Origin of the sequence: Actinomadura chokoriensis (genome assembly GCF_039529475.1) — a bacterium.
Lineage (GTDB): Bacteria > Actinomycetota > Actinomycetes > Streptosporangiales > Streptosporangiaceae > Spirillospora > Spirillospora bangladeshensis.
The window spans coordinates 50,209-64,236 of sequence record NZ_BAAAMW010000014.1; the positions used below are offsets into that span (position 1 = coordinate 50,209).

Annotated in this window: 14 protein-coding genes; 1 reads left to right on the forward strand and 13 read right to left on the reverse strand. The window is 74.5% G+C overall.

The features are described from left to right. Nucleotides 1-5: 5 nt before the first annotated feature. The 11 genes from ABFX46_RS26935 to ABFX46_RS26985 form a co-directional block, all read right to left on the reverse strand. On the reverse strand, nt 6-701 hold the full coding sequence (locus ABFX46_RS26935; protein ID WP_163064519.1) for an SseB family protein: 696 nt from the start codon (nt 699-701) through the stop codon (nt 6-8). Nucleotides 702-769: 68 nt separating this feature from the next. After that, on the reverse strand, nt 770-1,876 hold the full coding sequence (bar, locus tag ABFX46_RS26940; RefSeq protein WP_346046277.1) for a barbiturase: 1,107 nt from the start codon (nt 1,874-1,876) through the stop codon (nt 770-772). Between the two features lie 57 nt (nt 1,877-1,933). Further along, entirely contained in the window at nt 1,934-2,896 is a 963-nt protein-coding gene (locus ABFX46_RS26945; protein ID WP_346046279.1) for a carbamate kinase, read from the reverse strand. 78 nt (nt 2,897-2,974) lie between these two features. Beyond that, on the reverse strand, nt 2,975-4,099 hold the full coding sequence (locus ABFX46_RS26950; RefSeq protein ID WP_346046281.1) for a CU044_5270 family protein: 1,125 nt from the start codon (nt 4,097-4,099) through the stop codon (nt 2,975-2,977). Beyond that, a complete protein-coding gene (locus ABFX46_RS26955) occupies nt 4,096-4,647 on the reverse strand; it encodes an RNA polymerase sigma factor (protein WP_346046282.1) in 552 nt (183 codons plus the stop codon). Before ABFX46_RS26955 ends, ABFX46_RS26950 begins: the two co-directional genes overlap by 4 nt. A gap of 112 nt (nt 4,648-4,759) precedes the next feature. Beyond that, nucleotides 4,760-5,923, reverse strand: coding sequence for a pyridoxal phosphate-dependent aminotransferase (locus ABFX46_RS26960; RefSeq protein WP_346046283.1), 1,164 nt, complete (start codon nt 5,921-5,923; stop codon nt 4,760-4,762). 76 nt (nt 5,924-5,999) lie between these two features. Then, complete coding sequence (locus ABFX46_RS26965; protein WP_346046284.1) at nt 6,000-6,605, reverse strand: response regulator; 606 nt, start codon at nt 6,603-6,605, stop codon at nt 6,000-6,002. After that, nucleotides 6,602-7,867, reverse strand: a complete 1,266-nt coding sequence (locus ABFX46_RS26970; RefSeq protein ID WP_346046286.1) for a sensor histidine kinase — start codon at nt 7,865-7,867, stop codon at nt 6,602-6,604. Before ABFX46_RS26970 ends, ABFX46_RS26965 begins: the two co-directional genes overlap by 4 nt. 200 nt (nt 7,868-8,067) lie before the next feature. After that, entirely contained in the window at nt 8,068-8,862 is a 795-nt protein-coding gene (locus ABFX46_RS26975; protein WP_346046287.1) for an ABC transporter permease, read from the reverse strand. Then, entirely contained in the window at nt 8,859-9,791 is a 933-nt protein-coding gene (locus tag ABFX46_RS26980) for an ABC transporter ATP-binding protein (protein ID WP_346046289.1), read from the reverse strand. The genes ABFX46_RS26975 and ABFX46_RS26980 overlap by 4 nt, the downstream gene beginning before the upstream one ends. Nucleotides 9,792-9,973: 182 nt before the next feature. After that, entirely contained in the window at nt 9,974-10,615 is a 642-nt protein-coding gene (locus tag ABFX46_RS26985) for an NAD(P)-dependent oxidoreductase (RefSeq protein ID WP_346046291.1), read from the reverse strand. Nucleotides 10,616-10,708: 93 nt separating this feature from the next. Here ABFX46_RS26985 and ABFX46_RS26990 point away from each other — a divergent pair, with 93 nt between their 5' ends. Then, nucleotides 10,709-11,284 carry a TetR/AcrR family transcriptional regulator gene (locus tag ABFX46_RS26990; RefSeq protein ID WP_346046293.1) on the forward strand — a complete coding sequence of 192 codons (576 nt, stop codon included), beginning with the start codon at nt 10,709-10,711 and terminating at the stop codon, nt 11,282-11,284. Between the two features lie 89 nt (nt 11,285-11,373). Here the strand turns inward: ABFX46_RS26990 and ABFX46_RS26995 are convergent, their stop codons facing one another. Together ABFX46_RS26995 and ABFX46_RS27000 are read right to left on the reverse strand one after the other, a co-directional pair. Next, nucleotides 11,374-12,786 (reverse strand): acyl-CoA synthetase, encoded by a 1,413-nt coding sequence (locus tag ABFX46_RS26995; RefSeq protein WP_346046295.1) that lies wholly within the window; start codon nt 12,784-12,786, stop codon nt 11,374-11,376. Next, entirely contained in the window at nt 12,786-13,982 is a 1,197-nt protein-coding gene (locus ABFX46_RS27000) for a CaiB/BaiF CoA transferase family protein (protein ID WP_346046297.1), read from the reverse strand. Before ABFX46_RS27000 ends, ABFX46_RS26995 begins: the two co-directional genes overlap by 1 nt. Nucleotides 13,983-14,028 lie beyond the last annotated feature (46 nt).

The window sequence follows — 14,028 nt, forward strand, 5'->3', positions numbered from 1 at the left end:
ACGATTTACCGGCGCAGGACGTTCAGCTCCACGCCGCCGACGATGCGGCCGCGGAGCACCTCGGCGAGCCGGTCGGACACCCGCTGCACGGTGCCGCGCTCGTCGTGGCCCGGCACGACCGCGAACCGGACCGCGACCTCGGCGGACGTCCCCTCGGTCACCCGGACGCCGGTCACGGACGGGTCGGAGCCGAACGCGGCCTCGACGGCGGCGAGGACGTCCGGGTCCTCGTGCGGCGGCGGGACGGGGCGGCCCTCGGCGAGCAGGTGCAGGCGCAGCCCGTCCACGGCGAACGGGACCGGGCCCGCCACGTCCACGACCAGCGCGTCGGCGCCCTCGTCGAGGGTGGCGCGGCACGCGTCGCCGCCGCGCACCGTCACCGGGCGGGCGTCGGCGCGCCACGCCTTCATCGTCTCGGTGCAGGTGAAGCCGAGCACGCCGCGGCGGCCGTCGTCCCCGATCAGCGTCGGCAGCGCCATCTCGCTGTTCTTCTCGCGCCGCAGCTCGCCGGGCGCGACCTCCTCCTCCTCGGTGAGGACGGCGACGATCGGCACGAGCAGCCGGGCGCCCTGCAGCCGCCGCAGCACCGTGTGCGCGCCGACCCGCCCGGCCGCGTACCCGGCCAGCGCTTCGCACAGCCGGGGGTCGGCGCTCCCGTCGTCCCCGGGGATCAGTGGTTCGGGAATCGTCAGTCCGGACACGGCAGGAAGGCTATAGCCTCCGGCGACCGCCGCGCGTATCGATTCGGATACTGTCCGCGGTCGATCGGTCACCCGAGGTCGGCGATGGCGGCGACGGTGCCGCCGCCGGACGGGCCCTGGTGGACGGCGGCGACCGACACGAACACCGCCGGGTCGCCGGTGACGGACGCGGCGACGCCGCCGACGCACGCCTTGATCTGCCGGTGCCAGTGCACGTCGGAGTCGTCCAGCATGATGTTGCGGCGCCCCCGGACCGAGCCGCTCGGGTCGGCCTCGCACTTGATGAACACGTTGACGAGGCGGTCGCCGAGGTCGGAGGTGCGGGGCCGATCGGGCAGGTCGAGGCCGGCCGACCTGATCGCGTCCCAGACGCCGTCGGCGTCCAGTGCGTCCTTCATCACACCGTGGCCGGCCCGGTACCGGCCGCCGATGCCGCGCACGTTCCCGACGACGACGATCTGCGCCCGGTCGAGTTCGACGCCGGACGAGCACGACGCCACCGACGAGTACAGCGACAGGTCCCGGTGGATGTGCCCGGCGGACGGCATCGCGATCTCGCCGAGCGCGACGGCGATGCCGAGCGCGGTGGTCGAGTTGGAGATGTCCATCGACTTCAGCGTGTCCTCGGTGACGACGTCGCGGCCGCGCGACTTGGCGTCGTTGATGGTGTCGAGGGTGAGCAGCGGCGTCTTGGTCTGGACGTAGTGGACGTCGGCCGGGTCGTCGATCCCGGCGGTCTTCATCGCCTCGCGGACGCCGGCGGCGACGGTCTCGACCATCGCGGGCCGGCCGATGTCCTCGGGCAGGACGACGTCGCTCATCGCGACGCCGACCGACAGGCGGGGCTCGTCCGAGGCGGGCGCCTGCGCCGGGTCGAGGGTGGCGAACACGGTGGCGTGCGGGCTGAGGACGCCGTCGGTGCCGCCCGACCACACCAGCGGGACGCGCGCCACCTCGTCCGCGCTCCGGGTGCCCTTGGCGAGGAGCACCTCGCGGAACGCCCGGTCGGCCAGCAGCCGGGTGTAGTCGTTCACGCCGCCGTTGCCCTCGGTCTTGCCGACGACGGCGAGGACCCGGTCGGCCTCCAGGACGCCGTCGTCGATCAGCCGGGCCAGCCCGGACGCGTCGGTCACGGACTCGATGGGGATCTTGCGGACTTCGATCGGATCGGGCACGTCATCGCTCCTCAGCTGCTCGGTCGCATCGGTCTCTACCCTGCCGGGGTCCGTGGGTCACGCCTCGACGACCGTCCCGGCCCTGCCGCGGGCGGCGTCGCCGAGCCGGGCCAGCGACGCGATCGCGGCGCGGCGCCCGCCGGCCGCGACGAACCGCCGCACCGCCTCCACCTTCGGGCCCATGCTGCCGGCGGCGAAGTGCCCGGCGGCGGCCAGGCCGGCCAGCTCGGCGACCGTGGTGCGGCGCAGGGGGCGGGCCGCGGGCGTCCCGAACCCGGTCATCGCGTTCTCCACGTCCGTGGCGATGACCAGCGTCGCGGCGCCGAGGCGGCGGGCCAGCAGCTGCGCGGCCAGGTCCTTGTCGACCACGGCCTCGACGCCGCGCAGCGCCCCGTCCGCCCGGACGACGGGTGCTCCCCCGCCGCCCGCGGCGACGACGACGTGCCCGGCGTCCAGCAGCGCCGCCGCGGCGTCCGCGTCCAGGATCTCCAGCGGCTCGGGCGAGGCGACGACGCGCCGCCAGCCCCGCTCCCCGAACGGCCGCCACCTCTCCCCGCGCGCCATGGACAGGCGCGCCTGCTCCTCGGGGAAGTACCGGCCTATCGGCTTGGCGGGGGCGGTGAAGCCGGGGTCGGCGGCGTCCACGAGCGTCCGCGTCACCACCGTGGACACCGGGCGGGCGGCGCCCCGCGCGCACAGCGCCCGCTCCAGCGCATTCATGATCATCACGCCGACGGTGGCCTGGGTCTGCGCGCCGCACCAGTCCAGCGGGACGGGCGGCACCACGCCCGCCGCCAGCTGGTTCTTGATCAGCAGGTTGCCGACCTGCGGGCCGTTGCCGTGGGTGAGCGCGACCCGCGCGCCCGCCGCGACCAGGTCCGCGACGGGCGCCATCGCGGCCTCGATCGCCGCCGCCTGCGCGTCCGGCGCCGCGCTGCCGTCCGGCGCGGTCATGGCGTTGCCGCCGAGCGCGATCAGGATCCGCTCGCCGCTGAGCGATCCCCCGCCGTTCCAGGTCACGGGACGGACGCTAACCCGCGCGAAGGGCGGCGCTCACGGGCGAAATCCGCCCAACGAGCGCCGCTTCTTCGGCAACTTCTAGGGGCGCGCGCCGAGCGAGCCGACCCAGCCCATCTCCTCGTAGGTGGTCGCGACCGTCCCCTCCCCCTGCTCCCGCATCCGGTATTCGAGGAGGTCGGCGGTCGTCGCCGAGATGACCAGGCGGGACTCGGTCGCGCCCGCGCCGCCGTCCGGGGCGGACGTCGCGGCGACGGCCATGCCGGGGCGGCCGAGCCGGTCCGCGGTCTTCCCGATCAGCCGGATCCCGGGCTGCCCGGCGAGGACCTTGAACAGCGCCGACTTGGTGCCCGGCGTGATCGGCCCGCCGAGCAGGTCGTGCGCGATCCCCCACACGTAGGCGGTGAAGGTCCCCCTGTACGGGTTCTCCGGCGCCTTCAGGTCGCGCGCGTAGCGGGCGCGGAGCAGGGCCGACAGGCGCCCCGGGTCCGCGGGCAGGGCCGCGAGCTGCCCGGCGGTCATCTCCCCGTTGCCGAGGCTCAGCCGCGTCGGCCCCTCCCAGACCCGCTTCCCGTTCGAGCCGGACACGAGGCGGGGCGAGCCGTCCTTCTTCCAGAGGGCCCTGTCGGCGGCGGTCGGGAAGACGAGCTTCTCGGGGCCGCCGACCTTGCGTCCCTTGCCGCCGTCGCGCGCGAGCCAGACCTCCCCGGGGGTCTCGATGGACGCCTTGTAGGGGATCTTCTTGTCCACCTTGCGGGCGTCCGGCCCGGTGCCGGCGACGACCCTGCGGTGCCCGCCGACGTCCATCGTCGTCAGTTGCCGGTTGTACCAGTAGCGGCCGGTCGCGGCCGGCGCCTTCGCCGCCCTCGTGGCGCTGGCCAGCAGGAACGTCCGCGCATCGGCGGGCCCCTGTTCCGCCGTGGGCGGGTGCGGTGCCCCATCGCCGCCCGCGAGGACAACGGCCCCGGCCGCGGCGCAGGCGGCGGCCGCCACCCCCGCGGCGAGCAGCACGGGACGGCGGACGCGCGGGCGCGGGCGGGGCTCGGCGGCGGCGCTCATGGCGCGGGCCAGGTCGGTGTCGCGGCGGCGCGCGTGGCCGTCCTCGGCCAGCTCGTCGAGCACGGCCGGCCTCAGCGCGCGGAAGACCGTGTCGGGCCTGCTCTCTCCGGGCATCGTCTCTCCGGGCATCGTCTCTCCGGTGGTCATCGGGCCGCCTCCCGGGCGGCCGGGGCGGCGGGTACGGGGCGGGCCGGCGCGGGCCCGGCGGCGTCGAGGGCGCGGGCGAGGCGCCTGCGGGCCCGGTGCAGCCGGACGGCGAACGCGGGCGCCGAGCAGCCCATGACCGTCGCCGCCTGCCGCGCGTCCAGGCCGTGCCAGTTGACGAGCGCGAGGATCTCCAGGTCGCGGCCGGGCAGCGCGGCGATCGCCGCCAGCGCGGCCTCGCGTTCGACGACGTGCTCGGCGACGTCCCAGGCGGCGAGGTCGGCGGGTGTCGTCAGCGCGCGGATCCGCGCGGCGAGGACGTGGTCGCGGCGGCCCCGGTCCCGCTGCTTGTACAGCAGGTTGCGGGCGACGCCGAGCAGCCACGGCAGCGGCGGGTCGGCGACGGCGTCCAGGCGCCGCCAGGCGATCAGGAACGTCTCGCCGGCGATGTCCTCGGCCGTGTGCGGCTCGGCATGGGTGAGCGCGTAGGCGAGGACGCGGCGGTGGTTCTCGTCGTACAGGCGGGTGAACCGTGATTCGGGATCATCCACGAAGACCTCCCGTCGGGGTCGGTTGTCGTGTGGTAATCCCGCGGGGGCGGCGGCGTTTACAGGCCCGTCCGCGATTTCTCACCCGGACGGGCCTACCCGGCGGGCGGGCCGCTCAGCGGAGGCGGGCGAGGCGTTCCACGGCCTCGTCGATGACCTCGTCCTTCTTGCAGAACGCGAACCGGACGAAGTGGGCGCCGGCCTCGGCGTGGTCGTAGAACACCTGCGTCGGGATCGCGACGACGCCCGCCTTCTCCGGCAGGGCGCGGGCCAGCTCCATGCCGTCGGTGAACCCGAGCGGCCGGATGTCGGCCTGCACGAAGTAGGTGCCCTGCGGCCGGTACGTCGTGAACCCGGCGGCCTCCAGGCCGGTGATGAGCCGGTCGCGCTTGCCCTGGAGCGACTTGCGCAGCTCCTCCACCCACGGGATCTCGTTGCGCAGCGCGTACGCGGCGGCCAGCTGGTAGGGGGCGCCGACCGCGTAGGTGAGGAACTGCTTCACGGTCTGGACGGCCCGGACGTAGGGCGCGGGCGCGGTGACCCAGCCGGTCTTCCACCCGGTGACCGAGAAGGACTTGCCGGCGGACGACACCGACACCGTCCGCTCGCGCATCCCGTCGAGGGTGGCGAGGGGGATGTGCTCGGCCTCGTCGAACGTGAGGTACTCGTACACCTCGTCGGTGATCGCGACGAGGTCGTGCTCGCGGCAGACGCCGGCGATCGCCTCCAGCTCGTCCCGTGTGAAGACGGTGCCGGCCGGGTTGTGCGGCGAGTTCACCAGGACCGCCTTCGTGCGCGGCCCGACGGCGGCGCGCAGCTCGTCCGGGTCGAAGGTGAACCGGCCCTCCACCGGGCGCAGCATCACGGGCCGGCGCACCGCCCCGGCCAGCGCGATCACGGCCGCGTAGGAGTCGTAGTACGGCTCGAAGACGATGACCTCGTCGCCCGGCCCCGCCAGCGCGAGCACGGACGCGGCGATGCCCTCGGTGGCGCCGACCGTCACGTACACCTCGGTCGCCGGGTCGTACGACAGCCCGTACCGCCCCAGCCGCTGCACCGCCACCGCCTCGCGCAGCTCGGCCGTCCCCGGACCGGGCGGATACTGGTTCGCGCCCGACCGGATCGCGTCCACGGCGGCGTCCAGCACGCCCTGCGGGCCGTCGGTGTCCGGAAAGCCCTGCCCCAGGTTGATGGCCCCGGTCCGGAGTGCAAGGGCCGACATCTCGGCGAAGATCGTCTCGCCGTATCCCCGCATGCGCTCGACCAGTGGCTCACTCACGCCACAAGATTAAACGCCTCATCCCCGCGTGCGCGCGGAGCACGGCGATGGGAAGCGCATCAGTCGCTCACCGCGGTCAGAGCCAGCCCATCTGCTCGGCGGCGCGGACGGCGGCGAGGCGGGTGGGCTCGCCGAGTTTGGCCATGGCGGACGACAGGTAGTTGCGGACGGTCCCCTCGGACAGGTGCAGGGCGGCGGCGACGCGGGCGGTCTCGGCGCCGGCCCCGGTGAGGCGGAGGATCTCGCGCTCGCGCTCGGTGAGCGGGTTGTCCCCCGCGGCCATCGCGCCGGCGGCGAGTTCGGCGTCCAGGTAGCGGCCGCCGGCGTGGATCTTGCGGATGGCGGCGGCGAGCTCCTGGGTCGGGGCGTCCTTGGCGACGAAGCCGCGGACGCCGGCGGCCATCGCGCGGCGCAGGTAGCCGGGGCGGCCGAAGCTCGTCAGGATGCACACCGCGCAGCGGGCCCCGGCGGCGGTCAGCCGCTCGGCGGCGGTCAGCCCGTCCAGGCCCGGCATCTCGATGTCGAGGACGGCCACGTCCGGGTCGTGCGCGGCGACCGCGGCGGCGACCTCGTCGCCCCGCCCGACCTCGGCGACGACCTCCAGATCGGCCTCCAGGCCGAGCAGCGCGGCGACGGCGCCGCGGATGAGGTGCTCGTCGTCGGCGAGCAGGACGCGGATCACGCGCCGCTCCCCGCCGCTCCGGCCGGCTCGGGGGCGGCGCCCTCCCCCGGGGCGCGGAGCGGGACGGCGGCGCGCAGCAGGAAGCCGTCCCGCCCGTGCCGTCCGGCGGTGACCTCGCCGCCGAGGACGGCGGCGCGCTCGGCGAGCCCGGTGAGGCCCGAGCCGCCCGGGCCGCCCGGGCCGGCGTCGTCGCGGACTCCGTCGCCGCGGACCCCGTCGTTGCGCATCTCCAGCACCACGGAGCCACCGTAGACGGCGATCGCGATCGCGCAGTGCCGGGCCTCGCTGTGCTTGATCACGTTGGTGGCGCCCTCGCGGATCACCCAGGCCAGCACCGAGCGGACCTCCGGCGGCAGCGTCCCCGGCGGGTCGCCGGTCTCGCAGCGGACGCCGGCGGCCTCCAGCACCGCCCGGACCCCCGCCAGCTCGGTGTCCAGCTCCACGGCGCGGTACCCGCTGACGGCGGCGCGCACCTCGCGCAGCGCCTCCCGCGCGGCCCGCTGGACGTCCGCCATCTCGGCGCCGGCGCGCTCGGGGTCGGTGCCCGACATCCGGATGGCGAGCTCGCTCTTCACCGCGATCAGCGACAGGCTGTGGCCGAGCAGGTCGTGCAGGTCGCGGGAGAAGCGGAGCCGCTCCTCGGTGACGGCGAGCCGGGCGAGCGCGTCGCGGGCGGCGTGGGTCTCCCGGTGCATGTCCCACATGCGGCGCTGGTAGACGTTGACGAACGCGACCAGCCCGCACACGCCGGAGAAGATCACGAACACGAGCGGGAAGACCCCGTACCACGGCATGGTCCCGCTGGTGCCGAGCCGGCCCGCGCCGACCGTGGCGACCGCGGCGCAGTACGCGCCGGTGCCCGCGCAGAGGGCGGCCATGCGCTTGCGGCGGAGCGGCGACAGCACCACGGCCGAGAGCCAGAAGACGGGGACGACGGAGAACCAGGGGCTGATCAGCAGCAGGAGGCTGAGCACGGCGGCGACGGCGCCGCTGCCCACCAGGTCGCGCCGCGACGCGCCGCCCTCCAGGCCCGCGCGGACGAGCCGCGAGTAGTACCAGGTGAGCAGGCCCAGCCCCGCGATGGCCGCGACGATGAGGGGAATGCCGACGTCGCCCTCCGAGTAGGCCGCGGCGAGGCCCATGGGGACCGGCCCGACGAAGCCCGCGGCGGCGAACATGAACGAGCGGTAGGTGACCCGCCGGTAGCGCTCCAGCCGGCGGGCGTCCTGCTCCTCGAGATCCGCCGTGGTGGCGACCGTCATGTCCCGTTCCTCCTCTCGACGCACTGTAATACCGGGTTCACGCCGGCGGGTTCACACCGGCGGGGTCAGGCGTGGCGGGGTCAGGCGTGGCGGGGTCAGGCGTGGCGGGGTCAGGCGTGGCGGGGTCAGGCGTGGCGGGGTCAGGCGTGGCGGGGTCAGGCGTGGCGGGGTCACGCGTGGCGGGGTCAGGCGTGGCGGGGTCAGGCGTGGCGGGGTTCCCAGCGGAACCAGCGGGTGGCGAGCCCGCGGCCGAGCGCGGCCCAGAAGAGCAGGACGCAGAACGAGCGCAGGCACGTCCACCAGCCTTCCAGGACGCCCACGGGCGGGTGCGCGGCGTGGTCGTAGAAGTCCTGCCCGAAGTACCCGGTGCGGGCGATCTCCACGACGGGGCTGAGCGGGGTGAACCGGCAGAGCTGCCGGAGCCAGTCGGGCAGGCCGTCCAGGGGGAACATCACGCCGGCCCCCAGCATGCAGGCGAACATGATCGGCAGGACGGTGAGCTGCGCCATCTCCGCGTTCGGGGTGATGCCGGAGACCGCGAAGGCGAGGGCCGCGAACACGGCGGCGCCGCCCGCGAGGCCGGCGAGCAGGAGCAGCGGGTCGGCGGGGAACCGGCCGCCGAACGCGAGGCCGAGGACGGCCAGCAGCGCCAGCGCCTGGACCGCGTACATCGCGGTCGCGGTGAGGACGCTGCCGCCGGTGATCTCGGCGTCCGACAGCGCGGTGCCGCGCAGCCGCTTGAGCGTGCGGTCCTCGCGGCGGGCGGTGAAGACGGTGACGAGGTGCATGAACACGGCGAAGACCAGGAAGAAGCCGAGGTGGCCGGTGCCCTGCAGGAGGGCGCCGTCCACGCCGCCGATGTCCTGGCCCTTCATCGGCACGAGCATCGCGGCGAACAGGATCGGCAGGCCGAACACGGTGAACAGGGCCGTCCGGTTGCGCCAGAGCAGGGCGAGGTCGAGACGCGCGACGCGGAGCAGGGCGGAGAGGGTCATCGGGTCGCTCCTTCGGCGGCGGCGGTGCGGAGGAAGACGTCTTCGAGGGACGCGCTGCGCGCCTGCAGGCCGTCCAGCGCGATCCGCCGGTCGTCGGCCCAGCGCAGCAGGTCGTACAGGCAGGCCTGGAGCCCCTGCTCGTTGACGGTGTAGGTGGCGACGGTGCGGCCGCCGTCCACGGAGATGTCGGCGCGAGCGCCGCGCAGGCCGGGGAGCTCGGGGATCGGCACGTTCCCCGGCACCTGGAAGCTGATGCGGTCGCCGTGCCCGGCGACGACCTCGCCGACGGTCCCGGACATCTCGATCCGGCCGCGGTGCAGGATCGCCAGCCGGTCGGCGAGGTGCTCGGCCTCCTCCAGGTAGTGGGTGGTCAGCAGGACGGTCGTGCCGTCCGCCACCAGGTCCCGGACGATCGTCCAGGTGGCGTGCCTGGCCTCCGGGTCCATGCCGCTCGTCGGCTCGTCCAGGAAGAGCACCGCCGGGCGGCCGAGCAGCGCGAGCGCGAGGTCGAGGCGGCGCTTCTGCCCGCCGGACAGCTGCCGGACGCGGACCCCGGCGCGGTCCGCGAGCCCGGCGATGCCGATGGCCTCGTCGCGGTCGCGCGCGGCCGGGGTGAAGCCGCGCCAGTGGTCGACGGTCTCGGCGACGGTGAGGTCGGCGAAGAAGCCGCCGTCCTGCAGCATGATGCCGATCCGGGGGCGGACCTCGCGCCGCTCCCGGTGCGGGTCGCGCCCGAGGACCCGGACCGTGCCCTCGTGGACGGGCCGGTGCCCCTCCAGGGTTTCGAGGGTGGTCGTCTTGCCGGCGCCGTTCGTGCCGAGCAGCGCGAACAGCTCGCCCGGCCCGACGTCGAAGGAGATGCCGGCGACGGCCTCGAAGTCCCCGTAGCGCTGGCGGAGGCCGTCGACGCGGATGGCTGCGTTGTCCATGCCTCCAGCCTGGTGATCACGCGCGGGCGGCGGTAGAAGCGCGTGTCACCGGTTCCGGCGGCGCCTGTCAGGCGATCGGCATGACAGATGTCATGTGCCGCGATGCCGCCGCCGCAGCCGGAGACGCCGTCTCGGCCGAAGACGCCGTCTCGGCCGAAGACGCTGCAGCCGGAGACGCTGTCTCAGCCGGAGACGCTGACGACGTGCTCGACGGTGGACGGGTCGTCCACGGTGTCGAGGAGCGCGATGGCGAGGTCGGCGCGGGCGATCGAGGCGCCGCCGAGGACGTTGCGGTCCACGGCCCTGCGGTAGCGGCCGTTGCCGGCGCCGTTGGTGAGCCGGGGCGGGCGGACGATCGTCCAGCGCAGCCCGGAGGTGCGGGTCAGCTCCTCGGCGGCGCGCATGTCGGCGAACGCGTGCTTGAGGAGCCGTCCGAGGATCAGCGGCTTGACGACGAACCTGGTGAACGGGTCGTCGCCCGGCCCGGCGTGCAGCCCGGAGGCGCTGACCAGGACGAACCGGTCGGTGCCGGTCGCGGCCATGGCGGTGAGGACGCTGCGCGCGCCGTCCGCGCAGACGCTCGTCGGGGCGCGGCCCTCGCGGGTGCCGAGGGCGGACAGGACGGCGTCGCGGCCCTTCACCGCCTCCTCGATCGCGGCCGGGTCCATGACGTCGGCCTGGACGACGTCGGCGCAGGCGCGCAGGTCGGACGGCAGGCCCGCCGGGTCGCGGACGACCGCGGTCACCTCGTGCCCGGCGTCCAGCGCCCGCCGGACGGCCAGCACGCCGGTCCCGCCGGTCGCCCCGAAGATCGTGAGCCTCATCGGATTCCCCCCGTGTCGGTCGTAGAGTGAGTGAGTATTTACTAACCCCTATCTGGCATGGTAAGCGTTCACTCACCTGTCAAGGGGGCCTCATTGAGCGCGCGGGAACGGATCCTGGACGCCGCGGCGGACGTCATGCGGCGGCACGGCGTCGCCCGCGCCACGACGAAGGAGATCGCGAAGGCGGCGGGCTACTCCGAGGCGCTGCTCTACAAGCACTTCCGCGACAAGGAGGAGCTGATGCTGAGCGTGCTGAAGGAGCGGATGCCGCCGTTCGTCTCGATGGGCGCGCCCGGCGAGGAGACGGTGGAGGCGAACCTCGTCGCGGCCGTCCACGGCGGCCTGCGCTTCTACCGGCTGGCGTTCCCGATGATGGCGTCGATGGCGGCGCAGCCGCGGCTGCTCAACGCGACCCGCGAGTCGCTGCGCAAGTACGGCGCGGGCCCGCAGGAGCCGGTGCGGGCCCTCGCCCGGTACCTGGACGCCGAGCGCGACCTCGGCCGCGTCGCCGCCGGGGCCGACACCGCGGCGGTGGCCGCCCTGCTCATGGGGGCGTGCTTCCAGCAGGGCTTCCTGCTGTACTTCGCGGAGGGCGAGGACGGCCCGGATCTTCCCGAGTCCTTCGCACGGGAGCTGGTCCGGCCCGTCCTTGCGGAGTTGCTCCCCTGACCGTGGTCACTGAAGCTTGATCGTGGGCTCTGGAGCTTGATCGCGGGCTCTGAAGCTTGATCGCGGGCTCTGAAGTTCGATCGCGGGCTCTAGAGTTCGTTGAGGCGGGTCTTGACGACCTTGCCCATGGCGTTGCGCGGCAGCGAGTCGACCAGGTGGACGACGCGGGGCCGCTTGTGCACCGACAGGCGCTCGGCGACGAAGTCGATGAGCTGGGTCTCCGCGACGCCGTCGGCGACGACGTAGGCGGTCACCTGCTCGCCGAGGTCGTCGTGCGGGGTGCCGACGACGGCCGCCTCCCGGACCGCGGGGTGGGCGAGCAGCGCGTTCTCGATCTCGCCGGCGCCGATGCGGTAGCCGCCGCTCTTGATCAGGTCGGTGGACGCGCGGCCGACGATGCGGTGCCAGCCGTCCGGGCCGATGGTGGCGATGTCGCCGGTGCGGAACCAGCCGTCCTCCGCGAACGACTTCGCGGTCGCCTCCGGGCGGTTGAGGTAGCCCTTGAACAGCAGCGGCGCGCGGACGTGCAGCTCGCCGGGCGTCTCCCCGTCCGGCGGGACGGGCGTGCCGTCCTCGGCGACGAGGCGGGTCTCGACACCGGGCAGCGGGGTGCCGACGTACCCGGGGCGCCTGTCGCCGTCGGCGCGCGCGCTGAGCGTGATGAGGGTCTCGGTCATGCCGTAGCGCTCGACCGGGCGGTGGCCGGTCAGGTCGGAGAGCCGCTCGAAGACCGGGACGGGGAGCGGTGCGCTGCCGGAGACGAGCAGCCGGGCGGTCCGGAGGGCCTGCGCGGTGTCCGGATCCGCCGCCGTCCTCGACCAGACGGTGGGGACGCCGAAGAACAGGCTGCCGCGGTCGTTCCGCGCGGCCGCCGCGTACAGCTCGGGCTTGGGGCGTCCGGTGTGGATGAGCGGCGACCCGGTTCGGAGCGCCCCGAGCACGCCGAGGACGAGCCCGTGCACGTGGAAGAGGGGCAGGCCGTGCACGAGCACGTCGTCGGGTGTCCACGCCCAGGCTTCGGCGAGGGCGTCCAGGCCGGCGGCGATCGCGCTCCGGGAGATGAGCACGCCCTTCGGTGCGCCCGTGGTACCGCTCGTGTAGAGGATCAGCGCGGTAGCGTCGGCGGTCGCGTCGGCCGGGACGGCGGTCGTGGCGCTCGTGGTGCGCGGCAGCGCGTCGACCGGGAGGAGGGGCGGCTCGCCCTCCGCGAGCTTCGTGCCGGCGGCGGCGAGGATCATGGCCGCGCCCGAGTCGCCGAGGATGTGGGCGCGCTCCGCCGGGCCCGAGTCGGGCGGCAGCGGCACCACGGGGACGCCCGCGAGGACGCCGCCGACGACCGCCGCGACCGTCTCCGGCGACGCGGTGGCGTGCACGGCGACGGCGTCCGCGCCGGCGATCTCCGCGGCGACGGCGGACGCCCAGCCGAGCAGCTCGTCGCGCGGCAGCTCCCGGCCCGCGATCCGGATCGGGCCGCCGGCGTTCTCGTCGCCGAGGAGGTCCATCACTCGTCCCTCTCCTTCTGGTGTTCCTTCATGGCTTCCTGGTCTTCCTCATCCAGTTCGTCCAGCCAGGCCAGGACGGTGTCGTTGTGCTCGCCGAGCAGCGGGGGCGCGGCGTGGTCGCGCGGCGGGGCGCCGTCGAAGCGCAGCGGCGGGCCCGGCAGCTCGATGCGGCCGAGCTGCGGGTGGTCGACCTCGATGACGAGGCCCTGCGATCTCGTCTGCTCCCACTCGTACACCTCGTCGATCGACCGGATCGCGCCCGCCGGGACGCCCGCCTCGTCCAGGCGGGCGAGCCACGCGTCCCGTGTGTCCGTGGTGAGGACGCGCTCGATGTCGGCGGTCAGTTCGGCGCGGCGTGCCGCGCGGTCCGGGATCGTCGCGTAGCGGGCGTCGGCGGCGTCGAGGCCGACGAGCGGCGCGAACCGGCGCCACAGGTTCTGGTTGGCGACGCCGATCTGGATCTGCCCGTCCTTGCAGCGGAACGTCCCGTACGGGGCGATGGACGGATGGTCGTTGCCGACCGATTCGGGGGCGTCGCGGGCGACCGTCCAGCGCGTCCCCTGGAACATGTGCGCGCCGACGACCGACGCCAGCAGCGAGGTGCGGACGACCGTTCCGCGTCCGGTGCGTGTTCTCTCGTAGAGGGCGGCCAGCACCCCGGCGACGCCGTTGCCCGCCGCGAGGATGTCGGCGATGGACAGCCCGACCTTGCTCGGTGTGCCGGGCGGGCCGGTCACGCTCATGATCCCCGCCTCGCCCTGCACGATGGCGTCGTAGCCGGGACGTCCTCCCTCCGGCCCGTCGTGCCCGAACCCGGTGATGGACAGGACGATCAGTGCGGGGTTCAGGTCGTGCAACCGCTCGACCGGGAAGCCGAGCCGGTCGAGCACGCCCGGTCGGAAGTTCTCCACGAGCACGTCGGCATGGCGGACGAGCCGGGTGAGGGTCTCCTTGCCCTCGTCCGACTTCAGGTCGAGGGTGATCGACTCCTTGTTGCGGTTGATCGACAGGTAGTAGGTGCTGACCTGGTCGTCGCCCGCGAACGGCGGACCCCAGCCGCGTGTCTCGTCCCCGCCGCCGGGCTGCTCGACCTTGATCACCCTGGCGCCGAGATCGGCGAGCGTCATCGTGGCCTGCGGGCCCGCCACCACGCGGCTGAGGTCGACGATCACGATGCCTTCGAGCGGTCCGGGCAAGGACGTCCTCCTTCGCGCTTCGCACATCGCGCGTTGCGGCCGGTGG